26 protein-coding genes are annotated in these 22356 nt (G+C 60.3%); 10 read left to right on the top strand and 16 right to left on the bottom strand.

The window, feature by feature from the left end; translation table 11 throughout:
• Positions 1-20: 20 nt before the first annotated feature.
• Both Q1A06_RS05730 and Q1A06_RS05725 read left to right on the top strand, forming a co-directional pair.
• Entirely contained in the window at positions 21-404 is a 384-nt protein-coding gene (locus Q1A06_RS05730; RefSeq protein ID WP_299559844.1) for an NADH:ubiquinone oxidoreductase subunit NDUFA12, read from the top strand.
• Entirely contained in the window at positions 401-775 is a 375-nt protein-coding gene (locus tag Q1A06_RS05725; RefSeq protein ID WP_366523499.1) for a DUF2155 domain-containing protein, read from the top strand. Before Q1A06_RS05730 ends, Q1A06_RS05725 begins: the two co-directional genes overlap by 4 nt.
• Here the strand turns inward: Q1A06_RS05725 and aat are convergent.
• The 8 genes from aat to Q1A06_RS05685 all read right to left on the bottom strand — a co-directional run bounded on the left by aat (position 739) and on the right by Q1A06_RS05685 (position 8991).
• The gene (aat, locus tag Q1A06_RS05720; RefSeq protein ID WP_299559841.1) at positions 739-1374 is read right to left on the bottom strand and encodes a leucyl/phenylalanyl-tRNA--protein transferase; all 636 of its coding nucleotides are present in this window, start codon (positions 1372-1374) and stop codon (positions 739-741) included. The two genes, Q1A06_RS05725 and aat, sit on opposite strands and share 37 nt — an antisense overlap.
• 5 nt (positions 1375-1379) lie before the next feature.
• Positions 1380-2732, bottom strand: a complete 1353-nt coding sequence (accC, locus tag Q1A06_RS05715) for an acetyl-CoA carboxylase biotin carboxylase subunit (protein ID WP_299559838.1) — start codon at positions 2730-2732, stop codon at positions 1380-1382.
• A gap of 12 nt (positions 2733-2744) precedes the next feature.
• Positions 2745-3236: an acetyl-CoA carboxylase biotin carboxyl carrier protein gene (accB, locus tag Q1A06_RS05710; protein WP_299559835.1), complete on the bottom strand. Its 492-nt coding sequence runs from the start codon at positions 3234-3236 to the stop codon at positions 2745-2747.
• 503 nt (positions 3237-3739) lie between these two features.
• The gene (locus Q1A06_RS05705) at positions 3740-4492 is read right to left on the bottom strand and encodes an ABC transporter ATP-binding protein (protein WP_299559832.1); all 753 of its coding nucleotides are present in this window, start codon (positions 4490-4492) and stop codon (positions 3740-3742) included.
• A gap of 39 nt (positions 4493-4531) precedes the next feature.
• Complete coding sequence (locus Q1A06_RS05700) at positions 4532-5293, bottom strand: ABC transporter ATP-binding protein (protein ID WP_299559829.1); 762 nt, start codon at positions 5291-5293, stop codon at positions 4532-4534.
• 13 nt (positions 5294-5306) lie between these two features.
• Complete coding sequence (locus Q1A06_RS05695; protein WP_299559826.1) at positions 5307-6515, bottom strand: branched-chain amino acid ABC transporter permease; 1209 nt, start codon at positions 6513-6515, stop codon at positions 5307-5309.
• Between the two features lie 3 nt (positions 6516-6518).
• Entirely contained in the window at positions 6519-7550 is a 1032-nt protein-coding gene (locus Q1A06_RS05690) for a branched-chain amino acid ABC transporter permease (protein WP_299559823.1), read from the bottom strand.
• A gap of 76 nt (positions 7551-7626) precedes the next feature.
• Positions 7627-8991, bottom strand: coding sequence for a substrate-binding protein (locus Q1A06_RS05685; protein ID WP_299559820.1), 1365 nt, complete (start codon positions 8989-8991; stop codon positions 7627-7629).
• A 230-nt stretch (positions 8992-9221) separates the two neighbouring features.
• Between Q1A06_RS05685 and Q1A06_RS05680 the strand changes: the two genes are divergently transcribed.
• The 5 genes from Q1A06_RS05680 (at position 9222) to Q1A06_RS05660 (ending at position 15241) form a co-directional block, all read left to right on the top strand.
• A complete protein-coding gene (locus tag Q1A06_RS05680; protein ID WP_299559816.1) occupies positions 9222-10514 on the top strand; it encodes a helix-turn-helix domain-containing protein in 1293 nt (430 codons plus the stop codon).
• A gap of 118 nt (positions 10515-10632) precedes the next feature.
• On the top strand, positions 10633-11010 hold the full coding sequence (locus Q1A06_RS05675) for a response regulator (RefSeq protein WP_299559813.1): 378 nt from the start codon (positions 10633-10635) through the stop codon (positions 11008-11010).
• Positions 11010-11291, top strand: a complete 282-nt coding sequence (locus tag Q1A06_RS05670) for a hypothetical protein (protein WP_299559810.1) — start codon at positions 11010-11012, stop codon at positions 11289-11291. Before Q1A06_RS05675 ends, Q1A06_RS05670 begins: the two co-directional genes overlap by 1 nt.
• Entirely contained in the window at positions 11291-14005 is a 2715-nt protein-coding gene (locus Q1A06_RS05665) for an ATP-binding protein (protein ID WP_299559807.1), read from the top strand. Before Q1A06_RS05670 ends, Q1A06_RS05665 begins: the two co-directional genes overlap by 1 nt.
• Before the next feature lie 96 nt (positions 14006-14101).
• A complete protein-coding gene (locus tag Q1A06_RS05660) occupies positions 14102-15241 on the top strand; it encodes a FliM/FliN family flagellar motor C-terminal domain-containing protein (protein ID WP_299559804.1) in 1140 nt (379 codons plus the stop codon).
• Between the two features lie 37 nt (positions 15242-15278).
• On the opposite strand, the gene Q1A06_RS05655 is transcribed toward Q1A06_RS05660, so the two are convergent.
• From Q1A06_RS05655 to Q1A06_RS05640, 4 genes are all read right to left on the bottom strand, one after another.
• Entirely contained in the window at positions 15279-15701 is a 423-nt protein-coding gene (locus tag Q1A06_RS05655; RefSeq protein WP_299559801.1) for a TIGR01244 family sulfur transferase, read from the bottom strand.
• Between the two features lie 15 nt (positions 15702-15716).
• Positions 15717-16145 carry a DUF6691 family protein gene (locus tag Q1A06_RS05650; protein ID WP_299559798.1) on the bottom strand — a complete coding sequence of 143 codons (429 nt, stop codon included), beginning with the start codon at positions 16143-16145 and terminating at the stop codon, positions 15717-15719.
• The gene (locus Q1A06_RS05645) at positions 16142-16558 is read right to left on the bottom strand and encodes a YeeE/YedE thiosulfate transporter family protein (RefSeq protein WP_299559795.1); all 417 of its coding nucleotides are present in this window, start codon (positions 16556-16558) and stop codon (positions 16142-16144) included. Before Q1A06_RS05645 ends, Q1A06_RS05650 begins: the two co-directional genes overlap by 4 nt.
• 111 nt (positions 16559-16669) lie before the next feature.
• Positions 16670-16909 carry a hypothetical protein gene (locus Q1A06_RS05640; protein WP_299559792.1) on the bottom strand — a complete coding sequence of 80 codons (240 nt, stop codon included), beginning with the start codon at positions 16907-16909 and terminating at the stop codon, positions 16670-16672.
• A 108-nt stretch (positions 16910-17017) separates the two neighbouring features.
• Between Q1A06_RS05640 and Q1A06_RS05635 the strand changes: the two genes are divergently transcribed.
• Both Q1A06_RS05635 and tig read left to right on the top strand, forming a co-directional pair.
• A complete protein-coding gene (locus tag Q1A06_RS05635) occupies positions 17018-17302 on the top strand; it encodes a DUF2312 domain-containing protein (protein ID WP_299559789.1) in 285 nt (94 codons plus the stop codon).
• 110 nt (positions 17303-17412) lie between these two features.
• Positions 17413-18747 carry a trigger factor gene (gene tig, locus Q1A06_RS05630; RefSeq protein ID WP_299560563.1) on the top strand — a complete coding sequence of 445 codons (1335 nt, stop codon included), beginning with the start codon at positions 17413-17415 and terminating at the stop codon, positions 18745-18747.
• Positions 18748-19387: 640 nt separating this feature from the next.
• Here tig and Q1A06_RS05625 read toward each other — a convergent pair.
• The 4 genes from Q1A06_RS05625 to rpsF all read right to left on the bottom strand — a co-directional run bounded on the left by Q1A06_RS05625 (position 19388) and on the right by rpsF (position 21361).
• A complete protein-coding gene (locus tag Q1A06_RS05625) occupies positions 19388-19876 on the bottom strand; it encodes a lytic transglycosylase domain-containing protein (RefSeq protein ID WP_299559786.1) in 489 nt (162 codons plus the stop codon).
• 208 nt (positions 19877-20084) lie between these two features.
• On the bottom strand, positions 20085-20738 hold the full coding sequence (gene rplI, locus Q1A06_RS05620; RefSeq protein WP_299559783.1) for a 50S ribosomal protein L9: 654 nt from the start codon (positions 20736-20738) through the stop codon (positions 20085-20087).
• 12 nt (positions 20739-20750) lie between these two features.
• Positions 20751-20978 carry a 30S ribosomal protein S18 gene (rpsR, locus tag Q1A06_RS05615; RefSeq protein ID WP_025061827.1) on the bottom strand — a complete coding sequence of 76 codons (228 nt, stop codon included), beginning with the start codon at positions 20976-20978 and terminating at the stop codon, positions 20751-20753.
• Positions 20979-21007: 29 nt separating this feature from the next.
• Positions 21008-21361 (bottom strand): 30S ribosomal protein S6, encoded by a 354-nt coding sequence (gene rpsF / locus Q1A06_RS05610; RefSeq protein ID WP_267158728.1) that lies wholly within the window; start codon positions 21359-21361, stop codon positions 21008-21010.
• 380 nt (positions 21362-21741) lie between these two features.
• Here rpsF and Q1A06_RS05605 point away from each other — a divergent pair, with 380 nt between their 5' ends.
• Positions 21742-22311 carry a YceI family protein gene (locus tag Q1A06_RS05605; RefSeq protein ID WP_299559776.1) on the top strand — a complete coding sequence of 190 codons (570 nt, stop codon included), beginning with the start codon at positions 21742-21744 and terminating at the stop codon, positions 22309-22311.
• Positions 22312-22356: the final 45 nt, after the last annotated feature.

Genomic DNA, 22356 nt, shown 5'->3' with positions numbered 1-22356 from the left:
AAAGCTTTTCGGAGGCATCCATGGGACTTCTCAATACCCTGCTCAAGTCGGTCACCTGGTGGAACGGGCAAACCCTGAACACGCAGTTTTTCACCTGGCGCAAGGGCGAGAAAGTGGGCGAGGACGACCAGGGCAACATCTTTTACCGCAATGCCGACGACAGCAAACGCTGGGTCATATTCAACGGCGAGGCCGAGGCGACCCGTGTTTCGCCCGATTGGCACGGCTGGCTTCACCGGACATACGATGCCCCGCCCACCGATACGCCCTTGCGGCATAGATCCTGGGAAAAGCCGCATCAGGAGAACCTGACTGGCACGATGCTGGCCTATGCGCCGGCAGGGTCCATTCGCCGCGAAAAACCCGCCGACCGCGGCGACTACGAGGCGTGGAGCCCGGAGTGAACCTTTTGAAATCTGCAGGGTGTCTGGTCGTCATCGCCACCCTGATCGGCGCAACTGACGCTTCTTCACAGCAGACCGGCAACGGCACAGGTGCGGTCTTGCGTGCGCTGGACAAAACCTCCGGCTATACGAAAGATCTCGAAATACGCAGCGGACAAATGGGGGCGATAGGGCCTTTGCAGATCGTCGTGGCGGAATGTCGATATCCGGCGGGCAACCCGGCCGGAGATGCCTATGCCGCGCTGGAAGTTTCCGAGACAGGCCGGTCCGGCACTGTTTTTACGGGGTGGATGATTGCGTCGGCACCTGCGTTGAATGCGATGGAGCATCCACGCTATGACATCTGGGTCATGCGCTGCATCACCTCATGAGGCGAGGCGTCCTTTGGGCTGGAAAAGGACGCATTGCGAGCCTTTGCGCGCGATAGCCGCGCAAGGTATTTTGCGCGGCTGATTTCCACGCCGCCCAGCGACGCCAGATGATCCGTGATGAACTGAGTATCGAACAGGGTAAAGCCGCCTTGCCGCAAGCGGTCTACGAGACACGCAAGCGCGATCTTCGACGCATTGGTGCGTCGCGAAAACATGCTTTCACCAAAGAACGCGGCCCCCAACACGACACCGTATACCCCGCCGACAAGATGGGCACCCTCCCACACTTCGAGCGAATGGGCGTTCCCTCGGTCATGCAGGGCACGGTAAAGCGCGCGGATTTCTGCGTTGATCCATGTGTCGTCGCGGTCGGCGCAGCCATCAACCACCCCGTCGAAATCCCGGTCGGTGGTGATGGTCCAGTTACTGCGGCGCATCGCGCGGCGCAGGCTGCGGGAGATGTGAAAGCCATCCAGCGGCATGATGCCCCTGCGGCGCGGATCGACCCAGAAGATATCTGTGTCATCGCGGTGCTCTGACATGGGGAAGATGCCGACGCTATAGCCGTGCAGCAGGAGTTCCGGTGTGATCTCCCCCATGGGTTTCAGCCATCTCCGAGGTTGGTTTCCAGCCAATGCTCCAGCCAGTGGATGTTGTATGCGCCGGTCAGGATCTCGTCTTCTTGCAACAGCGCATGGAACAGCGGCACGGTCGTGTCGACGCCGTCCACGATCAATTCACCAAGCGCACGGTTCAGTCGGGCCAGTGCTTCGGGTCGGTCGCGGCCGTGCACGATCAGCTTGCCGATCAGGCTATCGTAATAGGGCGGGATCTTGTAACCATCGTACAGCGCGCTGTCCATTCGCACGCCGAGACCGCCCGGCGCGTGATACTGCGTGATCATGCCCGGGCAGGGCGAGAACGTCGGCAGTTTCTCGGCGTTGATCCGCACCTCGATGGCGTGGCCGTTGATTACAAGATCTTCTTGCGTGAACGACATCGGCAGGCCTTCAGCCACGCGGATCTGTTCGCGTACCAGATCGACACCAAAGATCGCTTCGGTTACAGGATGTTCGACCTGAAGGCGGGTGTTCATTTCGATGAAATAGAACTCGCCTTTCTCGAAGAGAAACTCGATGGTGCCCGCGCCGATGTAGTTGATGTTGGCCATCGCGTCGGAACAGACCTTGCCGATGCGCGCGCGCTCTTCGGGCGTGATCGCGGGGCCGGGGGCCTCTTCGAACACCTTCTGGTGGCGTCGCTGAAGGGAACAATCCCGCTCGCCCAGGTGTACCGCGCGGCCCTTGCCGTCGCCAAACACCTGTATCTCTATGTGCCGTGGGGTTGTCAGATATTTCTCGATATAGACTTCGTCGTTGCCGAAGTTCGATTTCCCTTCGGCCCGCGCTGTCTGGTAGGCGCGTTCCATCTCCTTGGCGGAGTGCGCTACCTTCATCCCCTTGCCACCGCCGCCGGCGGTCGCCTTGATGATCACCGGATAGCCGATGTCCGCGCCGATCCGTTGCGCCTCCTCCAGCGTGGGCACACCGCCATCAGAACCGGGAACGCAGGGCACGCCCAGGTCCTTCATCGTGTCCTTGGCGGTAATCTTGTCGCCCATGATGCGGATGTGCTGGGCCGTAGGGCCGATGAAGGTCAGCCCGTGGTCTTCGACGATCTGAACAAAGCCCGCATTCTCGGATAGAAAACCGTATCCGGGGTGGATCGCCTCGGCACCGGTGATTTCGCAGGCGGCGATGATCGACGGGATCGACAGGTAGGATTGCTGCGACGACGGAGGGCCGATGCAAACGGATTCGTCCGCCATTCTGACATGCATTGCGTCGCTGTCGGCTGTTGAATGCACCGCGACCGACCGGATGCCCATTTCGCGCGCGGCGCGGATCACCCGCAGCGCGATTTCACCGCGGTTGGCGACAAGGATTTTGCTGAACATGGTCGATCCTCCCTATTCGAGGATCACGAGCGGCGCGCCGAATTCGACGGCGGCCCCGTCTTCGACCAGAATGCGTTTGATGGTGCCGGCACGGGGCGCGGGAATATGGTTCATGGTTTTCATGGCTTCCACGATGAGCAGGGTATCACCCTCGGCCACCGCTTTTCCGACGCTGATGAAAGCGGGCGTGCCCGGTTCGGGCTGCATGTAGACGGTTCCGACCATCGGCGAGGTGACGGCACCGGGATCGGTGGACGGATCGGAAGGCCCGCTTGGCGCGGCCGGCGAGGCGACCGGGGCGGGCGAAGACATCGGCATCTGTGGGGCTTGCATCTGCTGCGGGGCCATCACCTGCTGCGGCGGCTTGCGCGAGACGCGAACATTGAGGCTGTCGTCTTCCGCGTAGTCACGCTTGACCTGAAGTTCGGTCAGGTCGTTTTCGTTCAGCAGTTCTGCCAGCGCGCGGATGAACGCGACGTCGGCGTCATGGGTGTTCTTTGTCATGTGTATCCTCGACCATTGCGGCGGGGCGATGGAGCGCCCGATGCTATCGTGCGCTTATATGACATGGTAAAGCGCATGGAAACCCGCGAGTTTCGGCGGTGCAGGGCGGCTTTGGAGCCAACCGCGCCGGACCCCATCGAAACCTCGGCCGGCGGTTTGTACAGTTCAATCCGGTTTTGCGACCGATAGACGGTGTCATTACCGCCCAATACGGCACATTTCCGTCCAGGCGTTCCGCACGTGTCGGGGCCGACGTTGGTGGAATAGAAGTCGTTTCCGCCACCCTTGGTTTGCACGGACCTCGTGAGCGACCGGCATTGCAGCGTTCTGCGGCTGGTGCGCCCGCGTGCTATCGCCATAGTTGTCGGTAGACCCAGTGTAACGGTCGGTTTGCGTGCTGGCAGCGATCAAGGGCGATCGGGCTGCCTCATCGGAACACTGCGCAAGACAAAACCCCGCCGGAGCGGGGTTTCTGGGGCCGTGATACAAATATCGGTGGCGAATCAGATCGCGAGGTATTCCGCGCGCAGGGCGTCGTTCTCCAGAACTTCCTGCGCGGTGCCGTCAAAGACAACGCCGCCTGTGTCGAGGATCACCGCACGATCGGCCAGCTTGAGCGCGCGGACTGCGTTCTGCTCGACGAGGATGGTCGTGATGCCCTGATCCTTGATGATCCGAAGCGTCTTTTCGATCTCGTCCACGATCACGGGCGCCAACCCCTCGTAGGGCTCGTCGAGCAGCAGTACCTTGATATCGCGGCACAGCGCGCGCGCGATGGCCAGCATCTGTTGCTCGCCCCCCGACAGCGTGATGCCTTCCTGGTTCTTGCGCTCACCCAGACGGGGAAACAATTCGTAGACCCGTTCAATCGACCAACCGACGGGCGGCGCGATCTGTGCAAGCTTCAGGTTCTCCTCGACGGTGAGACCGGCGATGATGCGACGGTCCTCGGGGACCAGCGCCAGACCGGCGGCAGAGGCCTCGTGGCTCGCCATCTTGTGCAGCGGCTTGTGGTCAAGCCAGACCTCGCCCTTGCGCAGTTCCGGATCGCCGATCTGGGCGATGGTGCGCAAGGTCGACGTTTTGCCCGCGCCGTTGCGGCCCAGAAGGGCAAGGATCTCGCCCTCGTGCACGTTGAAACTTACGCCCTGCACGATATAGCTTTCGCCGTAGTAGGCGTGTATGTCCCAGACAGAGAGAAACGCGGGCGCGGTGGCGGCGTGATTTGCGTTCTTGTTGCGTGTCGCGGTGTTCATGATCTTGTCCTCAAAAGGGGCGGAGGGGGCGCTGTGCCCTTACGCAGCCTGTGTCTCGCCCAGATAGGCTTCTTTCACCTTCGGGTGGCCCTTGATCTTGTCGGGTGTGTCCTCGACCAGCGGCGTTCCCTGCGCCAGAACGGTAATCCGTTCCGCCAACGAGAATACGACGTGCATGTCGTGCTCGATGATCGCGATGGTGATGTTGCGTTCTTCCTTGATCTGCTTGAGCAGGTCGATGGTATTGTTGGTGTCGGCCCGCGCCATCCCGGCGGTGGGTTCATCGAGCAGCAGCAGTCGCGGATCCTGTGCCAGACACATCGCGATCTCCAACCGCCGCTTGTCGCCACGCGACATGGCTGCGGCGTGCATCGCGCGCTTGTCGATTAACTTCATCTCTTCGAGCATGTGCTCGGCTTTGCCGACGATGTCTTTCTCGTTCATCATGCTTTCAAGCGCGTGCATCCGGAACGACCCATCGCGTTTTGCAAAGCAGGGGATCAGCATGTTTTCCATCACCGTCAGATCGGCAAAGATCTCGGGCGTCTGGAACACGCGGGAAATGCCCATCTGATTGATCTCGTAGGGCTTGCGCCCCAGCACCGACTGACCGTCGAACATCACCGACCCGGTGTCGGGGATCAGCTTGCCCACCAGACAGTTGAGCAGGGTGGATTTGCCCGCCCCGTTCGGCCCGATGATCGCGTGAACCGAGTTTTCCTCGACGGTGAGGTTCACGTTCGAGAGCGCCTGCAGCCCGCCGAAGCGTTTGCCGACATTTTTGACTTCAAGAATACCCATGTCTTTACGCTCCTTATTCTGCGGGGGGGACTTGGCGTTGCTGGGCGGCGCTCAGCTCGGCATCGGAGGACTTGCGGTCGCGGCGGCGGAACATTTTGCCGATGCGTTGTCCGCCTTCGACCAGCCCACCGGGCAGGAAGATGACCACCATCATGAACAGCAGACCCAGCGTCAGATGCCAGCCCTTGCCCACGAAGGGATAGATGATCGCGACAAAGAATTCCTCGATCCCGTCAGGCATGAAAGCAAACCAGCCCTCAAGTGTCGCCTTGTTGATCTTGGAGAAGATGTTCTCGAAGTACTTGATGAAGCCCGCACCGAGGACCGGACCGATCAACGTGCCCGCACCGCCCAGAATGGTCATCAAAACCACCTCGCCGGAAGCGGTCCATTGCATCCGCTCGGCACCCGCCAGAGGATCCATCGAGGCCAGCAATCCGCCCGCCAGACCGGCGTACATGCCGGAAATCACGAAGGCGGCGAGTGTGTAGGGTTTGGTGTTCAGGCCGGTGTAGTTCATCCGCTGCTGGTTCGATTTAACCGCCCGCAGCATCATCCCGAAAGGGGAACGGAAGATGCGGATCGCGAGGTAGAAGCTGATCAGCATGATGACGGCGCAAAGGTAATAGCCGACCGAGAAGGTGAAGGACCACCCGCCGAAGAACAGCGTCGTCGCCTCGTTCATCTGCGCCCCGAAGAGGTTGGGATAGGACGGCGCGCCCGCTCCGTCCAGGATGCGCGGATCGTTCAACGTGATCTGCAGACCGGTTTCCCCGTTGGTGATCGGCGTCAGAACCGAATAGGCGAGGTTGAACGACATTTGCGCAAAGGCCAGCGTGAGGATCGAGAAGTAGATACCCGAGCGGCGCAGGCTGACGTAGCCGATCAGCACCGAGAAAAGGCCCGCCACGATGACGGAGAGGGCGATTGCCGGGATCACGTTCATCGTCAGCAGCTTCATCATCCAGACAGCTGAGTAGGACCCCACACCCAGAAACGCGGCATGTCCAAAGCTGAGATAGCCGGTGAGGCCAAACAGGATGTTAAAGCCGATGGCGAATATGCCGAAGATCACGAAGCGCTGCATCAGGTCGGGATAGCCCGCGTTGAATTGCGCCATCGAGCTGTCGGCGGGGAAGGGGTTGAGCAGGATCGGCGCGAAGGTGACAAGGCACGCAACGACGATCAGCAACAGGGTGTCTCTTTTTTCCAGTCCGAGCATTGCTTATTCCTCCATCACGCCCTTGCGTCCCATCAGGCCACGGGGCCGGGTCAGCAAGATCACGATTGCAACTACATAGATGATGATTTGGTCGATGCCGGGGATGATCGCCTTGATCTCGTTCATCGAGGCAAAGCTTTCGACGATCCCTAGAAGAAAGCCCGCCAAGACCGCACCGGGCAATGAGCCCATGCCGCCGACGACGACCACGACGAAGCTCAGCACCAGAAAATCCATGCCCATGTGGTAGTTGGGCGAGTTGATCGGCGCGTACATCACGCCGGCCAATCCGGCCACGGCAGCGGCGATGCCGAACATGATGGTAAAGCGTTTGTCGATGTTGATGCCCAGAAGGCCGACGGTTTCGCGGTCCGCCATACCGGCGCGCACCACCATCCCGAAGGTGGTGAATTGCAGGAAGGCGAATACGGCACCGATGATCAGTGCGGAGAAGGCGAAATACACGAGACGCCAGACCGGATAGATGATCGCGTTGGGCTCAAAGCCGATCAGGACGCCGAAATCGAACGATCCACGCAGCGCCTCTGGCGAGGCCGTGGGGATCGGGTTGGCACCGTAGAAATACTTGATCACTTCCTGCAGCACGATCGCGAGCCCGAATGTCACGAGGATCTGGTCGGCGTGCGGGCGCTTGTAGAAGTGTTTGATCAGGCCGCGCTCCATGATGTAGCCGATGAGCAGCATGATCGGGATCGCGAAGAGGATGGCCAGCGGGACGGACCAGTCGATCATCCAGTTGCCGATGTCCTCGCCGAACCACTCGGTGATATAAAGCACATCGTCGTATTTCGGGTTTCCGAGAAAGTCCTTTCCCGACGGCTCGGCCGCCTTGTGCGACAGTGCGAAAATCTTGCTGAGGGTTACCGCGCAGAAAGAACCGATCATGAAGATCGCACCATGCGCAAAATTCACCACGCCAAGCGTTCCGAAGATCAGGGTAAGACCCAGCGCGATAAGCGCATAGGCAGAGCCTTTGTCCAACCCGTTGAGAAGTTGCAAAAGTATGGCGTCCATCGCGGCGGCCTCGTCATTTTAGGGGGGAGATGGGGGTGCAGGGCGGAAATGTCAGATCCCGCCCTGCGGTGCGCAGTTATGCGCCGGGGTTGCACTCACCCAGATCGCCACCGGCGAACATCGGATGGTCGGTAGGATAGGTGACCTGCTCCGCCGGAGTGACTTCGACGATTTCAACCAGATCGTATTCGTTCTCGGGGTTTTCTTTCCCGCGCACGACGACGACGTCCTTGAAGCACTGGTGATCGTCCGCACGGTAGAGCGTCGGGCCGTTGCCCAGACCGTCGAATTCAAAGCCTGCGAGGGCTTCGCCGACAGCGCAGGGGTTGAACGAGCCGCCACGCGCAACCGCATCCGCATAAAGCAGCGTCTGTGCATAGCATGTCTGTGCAGCCTGGCTTGGTGGGAAGCCGTACTTCTCGCCGAACGACTGAACGAAGGCGTTGGTGCCCGCATAACGTGCGCCTTTTTCGTTCTCCAGTTTCCAGTCCCAGTTCTGTGAACCGACGATGCCGGTAATATTTTCGCCCGCGCCACGGGCCATCAGCTCGGAATAGAGCGGCACGACGATCTCGAAGTTCTTGCCGTTCACCTGCTTGTCGCGCAGGCCGAACTGTACCGCGTTGGTCAGCGAGTTGACCATGTTTCCGCCGTAGTGGTTCAGGATCAGAACATCCGCGCCGGAGTTCAGCACAGGCGCGATGTAGGAGGAGAAGTCCGTCGCGGCCAGCGGCGTGCGCACGTCGTTCACGGTCGACCAGCCGAGCGCCTCGGTGGCGGCCTGGATGGATTCCTGCTGTGTCCAGCCCCATGTGTAGTCGGCTGTCAGGTGGTAAGCCGCGCGGTCCTCGCCATAAAGCTGCTTGAGCACGGGTGCGAGGGCGGCCGCGGACATGTAGGCGTTGAAGAAGTGGCGGAAGCCGTTGGCCTTCTTGTCTTTGCCTGTCGTGTCGTTGGAGTGCGTCAGACCGGCCATGAAGATGACGCCGGCTTCCTGACACAGGCCCTGAACCGCCACGGCGACACCGGAGGACGAACCGCCGGAGATCATGATGGCACCGTCTTTTTCGATCATCGACTTGGCGGAGGCGCGGGCCGCGTCCGATTTGGTCTGCGTGTCGCCTGAGACGTACTGGACTTTCTTGCCCATAATGCCGTTGCCTTCGAGCGCCTTGGAGCTGAAGGTCTGCAACATGCCGCCGTCGCCTTCACCGTTCAGGTGCTCGACGGCAAGCTGGAACGCGCGAAGCTCGTCCGCGCCTTCGTCGGCGTAGGGACCGGTTTGCGGTACGTTGAAGCCGAGCGTCACCGTGTCGCCCGTAGGCGCATTGGTGAAACCGGAGTGCGCGTCGGCGCGCAGATAGGTCGGCAGTGCAAGACCGGCGCCGGCGACGACGCCGGTTTGGATCAGACCGCGACGTGTCGGATTAAAGATTGACATTAAGTCCTCCCGAGATTTTGAAACTGCGCAACAGCATTCTTCGGCTGTTCACGCTGGCACTTAGGTGCAAAGGCAGTATTACGCCGGGGTAATTGCCGCGCAATAAGCCCCTTGATTGGCACGGTTTATTTGTAAATAAATCCACATGGAAAACGCCGGGTGTGTAAATTTGATGATGTTGCAGCGCAGAAACCCTCTGATTAATAGTGTAAATACCGCTGTGGTTGCATATGCCGCGTGAGAGCCTGACCGGCAGCCGCATCCGCGAGCGGCGTGTCATGCGCGCGCTCAAGCAGGCGAATCTGGCGAAACAGATCGGTATTTCGGCAAGCTACCTCAATCTGATCGAACACAATCGGCGCAGAATCGGTGGCAAACTGCTGCTGGATATCGCCGACGTCCTCGGAGTCGAGCCGCAGGCGCTGACCGAAGGAGCCGAGGCGGCGCTGCTGGGATCGCTGCGCGAGGCGGCATTGGCGGCAAGGCTGAGCGACGAGGATGCGGCGCGTGCTGAAGCTTTCGCGGGGCGTTTCCCCGGTTGGGCCGAGGCCCTGGCCAACGGTCAGCGCCGCATCGCAATGCTGGAGCGCACCGTTGAGATGTTGAGCGACCGTATGGCCCATGATCCGCATCTCGCGGCATCCATGCACGAACTGCTGACCACCGCCGCCGCCGTGCGGTCCACCGCCGAGATCCTTGCGGACGGGGACGCCCTTGAACCCGAATGGCAGCACCGGTTCCACGTCAACATAGACGCCGACAGCCGCAGACTTGCCAACAGCGCGCAGGCGTTGGTGGATTATCTGGAGCGTGGTCAACAGGCTCAGGCTGGCGGCCAGTCGCCCCAGGAAGAGGTGGAGACTTATCTCGAAGAGCACGAGTACCGCTTTGAGCCGCTGGAGCAGGGACAGGACCCCGCGCGGGTCGACGCCCTGATCGAAGGTAGTGCGAGCGGGCTCAGCGAAGCTGCTGTCTTTGTCCTGCGCGGCGTGTTGGAACAGGTGGCGAAGGACGCGATGATGTTACCGCTGAGCGCACTGGAGGCGGCTCTTGACGGGGACTGTCCCGATCCTGTCGCCCTCGCGCGGCAGTTCGCGGTGCCTGTCGCTGTCGTTTTGCGTCGTCTCGCGGCGCTGCCAGTACTGGGGGCCGGGTTGGTGGTATGCGATCGCTCTGGCACCGTGATCTTCCGCAAATCCATAGACGGGTTTTCGGTACCCCGCTTCGATACTTGCTGCCCCCTGTGGCCGCTGTTCGCAAGCCTGTGCGCCCCCGGATCGGTGATGTACGACCGAATAGGCCAGCTTGGTCGCGGACAGGTGCAGTTCGACGCCTATGCGGCGACGGATCTCTCACAGGCGCCGGACTACAATGCGCCCGCGTTGTCGCGCGCTGTGATGCTTTTGCTGCCCGCACCGGCGGGCGATACCAGCAGGCCGGTGCGGGCCGTAGGCGCGACATGCCGGATCTGTCCGCGCACGGCCTGCATTGCGCGCCGCGAGCCGTCGATCCTTGCAGGGTAGCGCGGACCACAACGATTTTGACAGGCCGTGCGAACGGGTGCATCCTGTGACATGCGCGGCGCGGTATCCGACCCCAAGATCGGACCGGTGTGGCGCGAACCGGGGGGAGGACGCGGACATGACCAAACACGTCGTGTTGGTGGAAGATGAAACGAATATTGCCGAAGCGATCCGCTTTCTGCTTGGCCGTGAAGGTTGGCGCGTCGAGATGCTGGCAAACGGGTCGAACGCGGCGGAGGTGATCCGCGCGGCCATGCCCGACCTCGTGATGCTGGATGTCATGCTGCCCGGCAAGACCGGTTTCGAAATTCTGGCGGAGCTGCGTGGCGATCCGGCCTGTTCCGACATACCGGTTTTAATGCTGACGGCGCGCGGACAGGCGCGCGACCGGGATCAGGCGATGCAGGCAGGCGTGAACCGCTTTATGGCCAAACCCTTTGCAAATGACGAACTGCTGGCGACTGTGCGTGAGTTGACGGCGGGGCGCGTCAGCTGATGTCGAAGACACCGCTGTTTCTGGAGCGCAAGCGGTACAGGATGCGCCGGATCGTGGATGCGATCCGTATTCTGCCCGTCGTCTGCGCCGTGCTTTGGATCGTGATCCCGTTGATGTGGAATACCGCGCAAGAGGGGCAGGCCGCGACATCCCTATCCACTGCGCTGTGGTATATTTTCGGCATATGGAGCCTTGCAGTCGCCGCCTCCTTCGCACTGTGGCGGCGCAGCAAGGCCGGCGATGAGGGCACGGATACGCGCGCGGACGATGCGTCGCGCTGATGGTTGCGCTTAACCAGCTTATCGGCGTCTGCCTGGTCTACGTTTCAGGTCTGTTCCTTGTGGCTTTTCTGGCCGAGCGGGCGGCCCTGCGCGGGCGCGGCGGCTGGCTGCTGCGGTCACCGCTCGTCTATACGCTTTCGCTGTCGATCTATTGCACGGCCTGGACGTTCTACGGCGCGGTAGGGTACGCGGCGCGGTCCGGTATGGAGTTCGTCACGATCTATCTCGGTCCGTCCCTCGTCATGATCGGCTGGTGGTGGATCCTGCGGCGGCTGGTGCGCATCGGGCGCAGTCATCGGGTGACTTCTGTGGCGGATCTGATCTCGGCGCGCTACGGGAAATCTAACGTGCTGGCGATCATGATCACTGTGATGGCGGTTGTGGGTGTGACGCCATATATTGCCTTGCAGTTGCAATCCGTAACCCTATCGCTGACGATATTCGCCTCTTCCGATCCGGCGACGCAGGGCGGCACGATCAACACCGCACAGGCGGCCTTTTGGGTGGCCGGGGGACTGGCGTTGTTCAGCGTGCTGTTCGGTACCCGCAATCTCAATGCGAAAGAGCGCCATCACGGTGTCGTCATCGCTGTCGCTGTCGAGGCGGTGGTCAAGCTGGTGGCGCTTCTTGCCGTTGGTACCTTCGTCGTGTGGGGCATCGGCGGCGGGGTGACGGATACGCTTGCCCGCATCGACGCATCGTCCATTGGCGGATGGCAGGCAAAGGACGGACGGTGGAGCGCGTTGATATTCCTGTCTGCCGCGGCTTTTTTGTGCCTGCCGCGCATGTTTCAGGTGATGGTGGTTGAAAACGACGATGAGCGCCACATCCAGATCGCAAGCTGGGCTTTTCCGCTCTACCTGATGTTGATGAGCCTTTTTGTGGTGCCGATCGCGGTAACCGGGCTTGCGCTGATGCCGGCGGATGCGAACCCGGATCTTTATGTGCTTAGCATCCCGCTGACCCAAGGCCAGAACGGGCTTGCCATGCTGGCGTTTCTAGGCGGATTTTCGTCGGCGACCTCGATGGTGATCGTTGCCACACTCGCGCTCAGCACCATGATGTCGAACCACATCGTCATGCCGATCTGGTTGATGCTGCGTGGCGGCGGGGCGCAGCGATCGGGCGATGTGCGGGCCGTGATCATCCGCGCCCGGCGATTGTCGATCCTGCTGATTATCTCGCTCGGCTATTTCTACTATCGTGCCTCCGGCGGATCGGGCGCGCTGTCAGAGATAGGTCTGATCTCTTTCGGCGGCGTGGCACAATTCCTTCCGGCCCTTCTGGGTGGTATTTTCTGGCGTGGAGCAACACGGGTGGGCGCGCTGTGGGGATTGGCGATTGGTTTCGCGCTCTGGAGCTTCACGATGCTGCTGCCAAGTTTCGGCGTCGATGCCGCGCTGTCGCAGGATGTGTTCGACCGGGGTTTACTGGGCTTTGGCATCCTGCGACCGCAAGCTCTTTTCGGGATCGAAGGGATGGACGCGACCGTGCATGCGGTCTGGTGGAGCCTGTCGCTCAATACCTTGGCGTTTGTGGGGATCTCGTTCTTTACCTTCCCGCACCCACTGGAGCGATTGCAGGGAGCACAGTTCGTCAATGTGTTCGACCATTCGTCGGGGCCTGCGCATGGCTGGACCGCGGCAACCAGCGGAGCGGATGATCTGATGATCATGTCACAGCGAATTCTGGGTGCGGCCGAGGCAAGGGCGTTTTTTGACCGTCATGCACGGTGGCAGGGCCGGATCGGCAGTTTGCCCAGCCCGACACCTGGGTTCGTTCAGGCGCTGGAACGCGAGATTGCCGCGTCGGTGGGGGCTGCAACGGCCAACGCCATGATCGGACAGATCATCGGCGGTCAGGCGGTATCGGTGGAGGACCTGCTCGCGGTGGCGGACGAATCCGCGCAAATTCTCGAATACTCCAGTCAGCTGGAGGCGAAATCACGCGAACTCACCGAGACTGCTGAAGAGTTGGGCCACGCGAACCAGAAACTGACACAGCTCTCCCTACAAAAGGACAGTTTTCTAAGCCAGATCAGCCACGAGTTGCGTACCCCGATGACTTCGATCCGGTCTTTCTCGCAAATTCTGCGCGACACAGACGGGCTGACACCGCAGGAGAAGACGCGATATGCCTCCATCATCCACACGGAAACGATCCGGCTGACCCGGTTGCTGGACGATTTGCTCGATCTGTCCGTACTTGAGAACGGGCAGGTGTCGCTCAACGCCAGGGTCGTCAGTCTGCATGCGGTGATAGATCAGGCCGTGACGACATCGCTTGCGGGTTCGGCGCGCGCCATTGCCGTTCACCGGGACCCGGCGGCCGAAGATGTGGACCTGTTCACCGACGGGGACCGACTGGCACAGGTGTTCATCAATCTTGTTACCAACGCGATAAAATACTGCGACTCGGCGCAGCCGCAGTTGCGCATCTCAGTCACACAGACGGGTAGTGAACTGAGGATCACATTCGCCGACAACGGCAGCGGAATTCCGGCGGACGCGCAGGCACTGGTATTCGAGAAATTCGCGCGGCTAGGCAATGGAGGAGGGGATGGCGCGGGCCTTGGCCTTGCCATCTGCCGCGAGATCATGACGCGGCTCGGCGGCGATATCCGCTATGTGACGGACGCGGACGGGACGACATTCGAGGTCAGGCTCGCGGCTACGCTGGTGGTCGACCGAGGTCGATCTTTGTTGCCCGCATAAATCCGCTGGTAACCATTGCGTTGCTACAACGTCCAAACCGGAGGATTTACGGGGGCGTGTCCGCGATCCGGGGCAGAACGCGGGGGCGGCGAAAATATGAGCGCAGCACAAATAACATCGTTGATCGAGCGCAAGGCTCGGATTGGACGTGAACAGCAGGCGGCGCGGGCGATGTCGTTGGGCCGTGCGCTGCGCCTGACAGCGGCCAAGCAGGCCGATAGGCTGATGGGGCTTGCGCTCAATACGCTTGGCGTGACCCGTACTGCCGCCAGCGGCGAGGCGCTTGCTGATCTGCTGACCGAACAAGCACTGCTTTTGTTGATGCACGGCCCCGATCATCAGGTTTGCGCGGTCGTGCTCGATGCCGATCTGGTGACCGGTTTGATACAGCAACAGACCATGGGCAAGGTGACGGTGGCGCAGTCCGGTGCAGCACCGCGCAAGTTTACCGATACCGACGCAGCCCTGTGCGCGCCATTCGTCGAAGCGTTGATGGCGGATGCGTCGAAACTGCCCGAAGAGGCGGGTGACCGCCGTGTGCTCCAAGGCTACCGCTTCGGGGTGCGCGCGCAGACGCCTCGTGCAGCTTTGCTTGCGCTTGACAAGATTGACTACGAGGCTGTCTGTGTGACGTTCGATCTGGCAAGTGGAGCGCGTACCGGCACCTTGACATTGATCCTGCCCAAACCGGTTGCAGCAGCCGCGCCGGAACCCGATACGCGGCACTCCGATAACCCACCTTGTCCGGCTGTGGGCCGGACCCTCTCGAAGACGGTTATGGAACTGCACGCGGATCTGACGGTCGCGCTCACGCGGCTACGCCTTCCGCTTCAGGCGGTGAGCAGGATGAAGGCAGGAGATGTCCTGGACCTGAAGATTTCGAGCCTCGCGCAGGCGATGGTAATTGACGCAGACGGCAAGGTGGTCAGCCGGGCCACATTGGGACAGCTCGACGGCATGCGTGCGGTTCAGCTTGAGCACAAGGCTGCGGTCCACGTGCACCCGCGCAGGCGGGCGTCCGACCGTGACACGCTCGATCTGCCAGACGTGGCGGCGCATTTACCTAGCGGTGATGAGACGTCGGCTGATCCCGGCGAGGTCGACATTTTCGACGATGCTGCCCAGATGCCTGATATCGAGATGCCGGACACCGATATGGCAGCCCTTTGGAATGAGACGGACGCAAGCGAAGACAGATACCCGGACGAAGACCGCCGCCAGATCGCCTCCGGATGAGGGCAAGCAAGTGCTGTTCAGGTTTGCTTGTTGCAGATCATTTTTGCGCGGCTTCGAGATATCCGCGCAGATTTTCGAGATCGTATCCGGCCGTGCGCGCGGCTTCCAGTATCTCGTCCGCGCTGCGCAAGCCGGCCTGACCGAGCGCCCACGCGATGCAGGACCGGGTGCCGGAGGCGCAATAGGCGAGAGTGACGCCTTCCTGATCCACACCGATCGCCTTGTTGCGGTCGATATTTTCGGGCGTCATCGTCTGATGTGTAAGAGGCTGCGCAACGAATTCCAGCCCGGCTTCCTGTGCGGCGGCTTCCATCGCGGCGGCATTCAGCGTGGGCGGAACCTCTGCATCGGGCCGGTTGCACAGGATACGGGTGATGCCGCGCTCTCTGAGCGCGGCCATTTGACCCGGATCAATCTGCGGGGCGACGAAATAGCGGTGCGTGAGTTCTCTGATATCCATCCGCCATTGGTACCGTCACGCAGTGGCGCTGTCCAGCAGCGCACGTGTCGGAGGTGCGGCGACCATCCCCGCCAACATCGCGACAAGAAAAATCAGTCCCGAGCTACCGCCATAGCTGAGCGATGCCAACGCCGGACCGGGGCAAAGTCCCACGGTGCCCCACCCAAGTCCGAACAGAATCGCGCCGACAATGAGCTTGGCGTCGATCTTGTCGGAAGGCGGTGCGGGAAAGCTGCCCCCGACCAGAGGCGTGCGGCCCCGCGTGAACCGCCAAGCCACGAACATCGGGATTATTGCCCCGCCCATCACGAACATCAATGTTGGATCCCATTCACCGAAAATGTCGAGAAAGCCAAGAACCTTCTGCGTATCGGTCATGCCCGATATATGCAGACCTGCACCGAACAACGCGCCGGCGAGCAGCGCCATTACCAACCGGTTCATAGCACACCCCGCAATGCAACAACGGCGAGAACGCCGGCTCCGATATAGAAACCGGTGGCGACCATGCCCCGCAAGCTGAGCCGCGAGATACCGCAGACACCGTGACCGGACGTACATCCGTTGCCGACGCGCGTCCCCAACCCAACGAGAACGCCGCCAACGATAAGAAGTGGTACGCTGCCCGTCGCGTGGGTATCAACTGTGTCGCCAAGTGCGAACAGGACGGCAGGCATTGCGATGACGCCGATCAGGAACGCGATCCGTTCGGAAACGAAACCGCGCGCCGAGCCATCAATCAATCCGCCCAGAATCCCGCTTGCGCCCATTATGCGGCCGTTCCCCAAAAGATAGAGGGCCGCCGCGCAACCGATCATCAGGCCGCCGGCCAATCCCCAAATCCAATCTACTGGCATTGCAACTCCTATTCCCGGCGTCGCCGGTACCGGATCAGCGCGCGCTACTTACATTCATCATAATGCATATGTATAGGAATTTCGCCGCAAAGCAAGGGCACGGCGCTGGCGTCAGGCAAGAAAGATGCCGACGATCACCATCATCAAGCCGATCACGGAAAGAAACAGGGCGCCCAGATTGAGCGGTACAACCTTCCTGAGTTCCGCGCGCATCGCCTCGTCGGACAGGGCGGCCCGCTTTGCGCGGCTGACCCGAATGATGCAGTAGACCAACCCCAACAGGCCCAAAATCGAAACACCCGTCCCGGTCCAGATCAGAATATCGAATACAGATGTTGCGGTTTGTTCCATGCAGGTGGGGATATGTTAATCCGCGCGCCCCGGCAAGAGCGCCTTGCGGGGGCGTTTGGGGCAGGGTAGTCACCGGGCAATCCCGCCACCGCCAAGATGGAGCAGCCCATGAGCGATACTAGCACCAATCCCGAACCGACCGATTCCGCCGCAGATGCGAACTACCGCGTGACGGCAAATGAACTGCGCCAGTTCGTGGAGCGGATCGAGCGGCTCGATGCCGAAAAGAAGGACCTCGCCGAGCAGCAGAAAGAGGTGATGGCCGAAGCCAAATCGCGCGGCTACGACACCAAGGTGCTGCGCAAGGTCATCGCGCTGCGCAAACGCGAGCCCGACGATATCGCCGAAGAAGAGGCGGTTATGGAGATGTACAAGGAAGCGCTGGGGATGTGAGCGCGCGGGCGGGGGCGAAACGGCCCTTGCACACAGGTCCCGCCGCCAATAGAAGAGCGGAAATTTTGATGCCCCGCGCGTATGGCGCGGCCGAACGCTATGGAGCACACATGCAGGTCAAAGAGACGCTTAACGACGGTCTGAAACGCGGCTACGCCATCACGCTGCCAGCGGAAGAGCTGGAAGCCAAGGTGACGGAAAAGCTGAAAGAAGCGCAGCCTGACGTCGAGATGAAGGGGTTTCGCAAGGGCAAGGTCCCGATGGCGTTGCTGAAAAAACAGTTCGGCCAGCGCGTGATGGGCGAAGCGATGCAGGAAGCCATCGACGGCGCGATGTCGGATCACTTCGAGGAAACCGGTGACCGTCCCGCGATGCAGCCGGACGTGAAGATGACTAACGAAGACTGGAAAGAGGGCGACGACGTCGAGGTCGAGATGTCCTACGAAAAGCTGCCCGAGATTCCGGAAGTCGACCTGACCTCGATCACGCTGGAAAAGTTGGTCGTGAAGGCGGATGACGCCTCTATCGACGAGGCGCTGGGGTCCCTGGCCGAAACCGCACAGGATTTCAAAGCGCGCAAGAAAGGCTCCAAAGCCAAGGACGGCGACCAGATCGTGATGGATTTTGTCGGTAAGGTCGATGGCGAAGCGTTCGAGGGCGGCTCGGCGGAGGACTATCCGCTCGTGCTTGGTTCGAACTCGTTTATTCCGGGTTTCGAAGAGCAGCTCGTCGGCGTGAAGGCCGAAGAGGAAAAGGAAGTGACCGTCAACTTCCCCGACGATTACCAGGCACCGCATCTGGCGGGCAAGGAGGCGACATTCGCCTGCACCATCAAAGAGGTGAAAGAACCCGTTGCCGCCGAGATCAACGACGAGATGGCGACGAAGTTCGGCGCAGAGGATCTGGCCGCCCTGAAGGTGCAGATCGGCGAGCGGCTGGAGGGGGAATACCTCGGCGCATCCCGCGCTGTGATGAAGCGCAGCCTGCTGGACCAGATGGACAAGATGGTCGATTTCGATCTGCCGCCTTCGCTGCTTGACGCTGAAGCGGATCAGATCGCGCACCAGCTGTGGCACGAGGACAACCCTGATGTCGAAGGCCACGATCACCCCGAGATCGAGACAACCGAAGAGCACAAGAAACTTGCCGCGCGCCGGGTGCGTCTGGGTTTGTTGCTGGCCGAATTGGGCCAGAAGGCCGAGATCGAAGTAACCGACGCCGAGATGACGCAGTCGATCATGAACCAGGCGCGCCAGTACCCCGGTCAAGAGCGTCAATTCTTTGAATTCGTTCAGCAGAACCAGCAGATGCAACAGCAGATGCGCGCGCCGATCTTCGAGGACAAGGTGGTTGACCATGTAATCGAACAGGCGACAGTGAACGAGAAGGAAGTGTCGAAGGACGATCTTCAGAAAGCCGTAGAGAAGCTTGAAGAAGACGAATAAGCGCTCCTGAATGTTTCAGTCGAAGGGCCACCCGATCGGGTGGCCCTTTTGCGTTATGTTGCCCAACTGGTCTGTAGCGCGGGGATTGTCTTGATTTCGTCCGAGTTGATCCGTGCGAGATATTGCGTACCACGGGGTTCAGTGAAAGATTGATGGAACCTACTGCCGTGCCAGCATGTCCTATCATGAACGATGAAGTTACTATGAGAGCATGTTTCTTTAGATAGAGCATTATCTTAGAATACATCGTAGCTATCCAATGGACTGTTCGGAAACCCTTAGTCCAGTCCTCGGCGTCGCGGATATGGCCGATCGCTTTTATTTGCTTTACTAGCTTTCGGGCCCTCGCGTTCAAAATCGCAATCGTTTCAGGAGCTAACGCGCCCGCCGGTCGCAGAATTTGGCGGAAGCGTAGTGTACGAATATCTGGGTCAGATTCTCTGCCGTGAGGTACCCGGATTTTAGCGGTCCGCCAGATGTCTGAAAATTTCGTTTTGTTGTCATGCTCATATGTCATGGGAAACAATGCCCGCGCTATACTGGTATGTCTCAGTACAATCGTAACATTCAATGTAATTGAACTGGAACTGCTTCGTTCTGCCTCGCAGGCATATACGATGGCGCGCATGGGGCTGTGGCGCTAGCCCGGGCGCAGTCCTGTCTCGACAAGCATCCCGCGCTTCTTGGCCTCGTAGTAGTACCCTCGCGCGTACCAGCCGATTGCCGTACCGTGATCACCTCCCGACAAAAGCCACGCCCCGCGCAGGTATTTGACCCCGTATTTCAGGTTCGTATCTGCATCGAGAAGTGCGGAAGGGGACCCGCGAAAGCCCATTGTTCCTGCGGTTGCAGGCAGGATCTGCAACAAACCGTAGTAGGGGCCGTTGCGCGCACCTGGATTATGGGTGCTTTCGCGGATTGCGAGACGGTGGACCAGCGCGCGGGGCACCTCGTAATGATCCGCCCAGTAGTTGATCTTGCCGCGCAACACCGGGGTCTCGTTGGGGTGCAGCGGCAGCGCATGTGTCTGATAAGATGCGGTCTCGACCTTGGGTGTACCGGCACAAGCGGAAAGTGCGAGTGCGGCGCAGACGCCGAGCAATATATCGCGGCGGAAAATTTGTATCATCGGGACTCTCGTTGGCATTTTCGATGCCGACGATAGTTAAAATGACGCACCAAGGGCAAGATGGCGCTTTCGCCGTGCGCGGATAGTTGCGCGGGACAGGGTCATGCCCGTCCCCGCCCGCGCCCGGTGATTGAAAACGAAGAACGCCGCGCAGATCCTGCGCGGCGTGTGGTCTCGTTCGATCGGCGCCGGTCGCGCCAAGCGGATCTCAGGAGTCGCGGTCGAGCTTCTCGTCCAGCTCGTCTTTTTCCAGAACGGCAGGCGCTCCGGTGCGCTGTTCGTCCGCGCTTTCCATTTCGTCAAGCTGGGCAGACCCGATGTCTTCGAAGAGTTCGGAAATTTCGAACTCTGCCGCGGCTTCTTCCTCGGCTGCCAGTTCCTGAATGGATTTACCGGCGGCCTGCAACTCGGCTTCTTCGGGTGAGCGTGCAACGTTCAACTCAATGGTGGCCTCGACCTCGGGGTGCAGAACGACGTGTACCTCGTGGATGCCGAGATACTTGATCGGCGCGCGCAGGACGACCTGCTTGCGGTCAACGGAGAAGCCTTCCTCGGTCGCGGATTCGGCAGCGTCCCGGGTGGTAACGGAGCCGTAAAGCGCACCCGCGTCGGACGCGGAGCGAATCACGACGAACTGCTGACCGTTCAGCTTGTCCGCCATTGCCTCTGCTTCTTTTTTGGTCTCGAGGTTTTGCGCCTCAAGCTGGACTTTCTGTGCCTCGAACGCTTCGACGTTCGCTTTGGACGCGGACAGCGCCTTGTTCTGCGGCAGCAGATAGTTGCGGGCATAGCCGGGCTTTACATCCACGACTTCGCCCATCTGGCCAAGCTTGGCCACACGTTCCAGAAGGATAACTTGCATATGCTTTGCTCCTTATTTCACGGCATAGGGCAGCAGGGCGAGGAAGCGGGCGCGTTTGATGGCACGGGCCAGTTCACGCTGCTTTTTCGCAGAAACTGCGGTGATACGGGACGGCACGATCTTGCCGCGCTCGGAAATGTAGCGCTGCAGCAGACGTGTGTCTTTATAGTCGATTGCCGGTGCATTGTCGCCCGAGAAGGGGCATACCTTGCGGCGGCGGAAGAATGGTTTTGTAGCCATGGGTCAGGTCCTCTTTCTACAAGCCAGAATCAGCGACGTTCACGGCGCTCGGGGCGCTCGTCACGTTTTTGCATCTGAACGGATGGCAGCTCTTTGTGCTCGTCCATCTTGATCGTCAGAACGCGCATGACATCATCATGCAGGCGCATCAGGCGTTCCATCTCCTGCACGGCGGGTGCCGGTGCATCGGAGCGCAGGAAGGCATAGTGGCCCTTGCGGTTCTTGTTGATCTTGTAGGCCATTGTTTTCACGCCCCAATACTCGCTATCGACGAGTTTTCCACCGTTGTCGGCGAGGACGGTGCCAAAGTGTTCGATAAGGCCTTCGGCTTGCGTGTTGGACAGGTCCTGACGCGCAATCATGACATGCTCATATAGCGGCATGTGTGCTCCACTTATTTCAAGGCGCATTTCATAGGCGGGGCGATGGTTCTTCTGCGGCCCCACCACGAGAGACTGCGCGGTTTGTCTGTTCTTGCAAAAGAAGCTCCGCATATACACGGTTTTGCCGCTTGAGCAAGCGGTGCCGCCGGTTGCGGGACAACATTCTTCGGGTACGCTGCCACCGGTCCGTGGATACCCCGTTTGGGCTTGCGCGTTCTTTGTGTCGCGCTTCGGTCTGTAGGCGAAACTATCTGAGAAAACCGCATATGCCGTGCCGATCTGTTCGGCTCCGCGCAGATCCTGTTGACCTTTGCGGCATTGAGTTTCGGGCTCTTTGCCCCACATATATCTTCAGAAAGTCCAACCAAGGAGATGACCACATGAAAACCCTCGTTCTCGCCGCAGTGATGTCCGCGTCTGCCAGCATGGCGCTGGCCGCAGAGAAATACACGCTCGATCCAAGCCATAGCCAGATCCTGTTCAGCTGGGAGCATTTCGGTTTCTCGACCACCCACGGCATGTTCTCCGGCTTCGAGGGCGAGATCATGTTCGATCAGGAAGAGCCTGCAAATTCATCCGTGACCGTGTCGATGCCGACAAAGTCCATGTTCACGGGTTGGGAGGAGCGCACTGGCCACTTCATGTCAGACGACTTTTTCGGCGCGACCGACGATGACATGATCACGTTCACGTCCACGGCGATCGAAGTGACTGGAGATGATACCGCCGAGATTACCGGCGATCTGACGATCAATGATGTCACGAAGTCTGTGGTCCTTGATGCGACACTGAATCAGGCGGCGGACAATCCGATGGCCAACAAGCCATGGGCGGGTTTCGACGCGACGACGACACTTCTGAGGTCCGATTATGACCTTGGCAAATTCGCACCGAACGTCAGTGATGAAGTACAAGTGATGATTTCCGTCGAGGCCGGCAAAGCCGACTGACGCGCAGAAAGAACGACCAGAAAGCCGCCGGGGGGAAACCGGCGG

Source organism: uncultured Sulfitobacter sp. (genome assembly GCF_947497275.1).
Taxonomy (GTDB): Bacteria; Pseudomonadota; Alphaproteobacteria; order Rhodobacterales; family Rhodobacteraceae; genus Sulfitobacter.
This window is presented reverse-complemented; position numbering and strand designations above follow the sequence as displayed.

Excerpts from the sequence above, each read along its gene's own strand:
- Q1A06_RS05695 (WP_299559826.1), bottom strand. The coding sequence starts at position 6,515 with ATGCTCGGACTGGAAAAAAGAGACACCCTGTTGCTGATCGTCGTTGCG.
- accB (WP_299559835.1), bottom strand. The coding sequence starts at position 3,236 with ATGACAAAGAACACCCATGACGCCGACGTCGCGTTCATCCGCGCGCTG.
- Q1A06_RS05680 (WP_299559816.1), top strand. The coding sequence starts at position 9,222 with ATGCCGCGTGAGAGCCTGACCGGCAGCCGCATCCGCGAGCGGCGTGTC.
- Q1A06_RS05705 (WP_299559832.1), bottom strand. The coding sequence starts at position 4,492 with ATGAACACCGCGACACGCAACAAGAACGCAAATCACGCCGCCACCGCG.
- aat (WP_299559841.1), bottom strand. The coding sequence starts at position 1,374 with ATGGGGGAGATCACACCGGAACTCCTGCTGCACGGCTATAGCGTCGGC.
- accC (WP_299559838.1), bottom strand. The coding sequence starts at position 2,732 with ATGTTCAGCAAAATCCTTGTCGCCAACCGCGGTGAAATCGCGCTGCGG.
- Q1A06_RS05730 (WP_299559844.1), top strand. The coding sequence starts at position 21 with ATGGGACTTCTCAATACCCTGCTCAAGTCGGTCACCTGGTGGAACGGG.
- Q1A06_RS05685 (WP_299559820.1), bottom strand. The coding sequence starts at position 8,991 with ATGTCAATCTTTAATCCGACACGTCGCGGTCTGATCCAAACCGGCGTC.
- Q1A06_RS05655 (WP_299559801.1), bottom strand. The coding sequence starts at position 15,701 with ATGGATATCAGAGAACTCACGCACCGCTATTTCGTCGCCCCGCAGATT.
- Q1A06_RS05665 (WP_299559807.1), top strand. The coding sequence starts at position 11,291 with ATGGTTGCGCTTAACCAGCTTATCGGCGTCTGCCTGGTCTACGTTTCA.
- Q1A06_RS05605 (WP_299559776.1), top strand. The coding sequence starts at position 21,742 with ATGAAAACCCTCGTTCTCGCCGCAGTGATGTCCGCGTCTGCCAGCATG.
- Q1A06_RS05670 (WP_299559810.1), top strand. The coding sequence starts at position 11,010 with ATGTCGAAGACACCGCTGTTTCTGGAGCGCAAGCGGTACAGGATGCGC.
- Q1A06_RS05640 (WP_299559792.1), bottom strand. The coding sequence starts at position 16,909 with ATGGAACAAACCGCAACATCTGTATTCGATATTCTGATCTGGACCGGG.
- Q1A06_RS05635 (WP_299559789.1), top strand. The coding sequence starts at position 17,018 with ATGAGCGATACTAGCACCAATCCCGAACCGACCGATTCCGCCGCAGAT.
- Q1A06_RS05690 (WP_299559823.1), bottom strand. The coding sequence starts at position 7,550 with ATGGACGCCATACTTTTGCAACTTCTCAACGGGTTGGACAAAGGCTCT.
- Q1A06_RS05650 (WP_299559798.1), bottom strand. The coding sequence starts at position 16,145 with ATGAACCGGTTGGTAATGGCGCTGCTCGCCGGCGCGTTGTTCGGTGCA.
- rplI (WP_299559783.1), bottom strand. The coding sequence starts at position 20,738 with ATGCAAGTTATCCTTCTGGAACGTGTGGCCAAGCTTGGCCAGATGGGC.
- tig (WP_299560563.1), top strand. The coding sequence starts at position 17,413 with ATGCAGGTCAAAGAGACGCTTAACGACGGTCTGAAACGCGGCTACGCC.
- Q1A06_RS05625 (WP_299559786.1), bottom strand. The coding sequence starts at position 19,876 with ATGATACAAATTTTCCGCCGCGATATATTGCTCGGCGTCTGCGCCGCA.
- rpsF (WP_267158728.1), bottom strand. The coding sequence starts at position 21,361 with ATGCCGCTATATGAGCATGTCATGATTGCGCGTCAGGACCTGTCCAAC.
- Q1A06_RS05645 (WP_299559795.1), bottom strand. The coding sequence starts at position 16,558 with ATGCCAGTAGATTGGATTTGGGGATTGGCCGGCGGCCTGATGATCGGT.
- Q1A06_RS05660 (WP_299559804.1), top strand. The coding sequence starts at position 14,102 with ATGAGCGCAGCACAAATAACATCGTTGATCGAGCGCAAGGCTCGGATT.
- Q1A06_RS05675 (WP_299559813.1), top strand. The coding sequence starts at position 10,633 with ATGACCAAACACGTCGTGTTGGTGGAAGATGAAACGAATATTGCCGAA.
- rpsR (WP_025061827.1), bottom strand. The coding sequence starts at position 20,978 with ATGGCTACAAAACCATTCTTCCGCCGCCGCAAGGTATGCCCCTTCTCG.
- Q1A06_RS05700 (WP_299559829.1), bottom strand. The coding sequence starts at position 5,293 with ATGGGTATTCTTGAAGTCAAAAATGTCGGCAAACGCTTCGGCGGGCTG.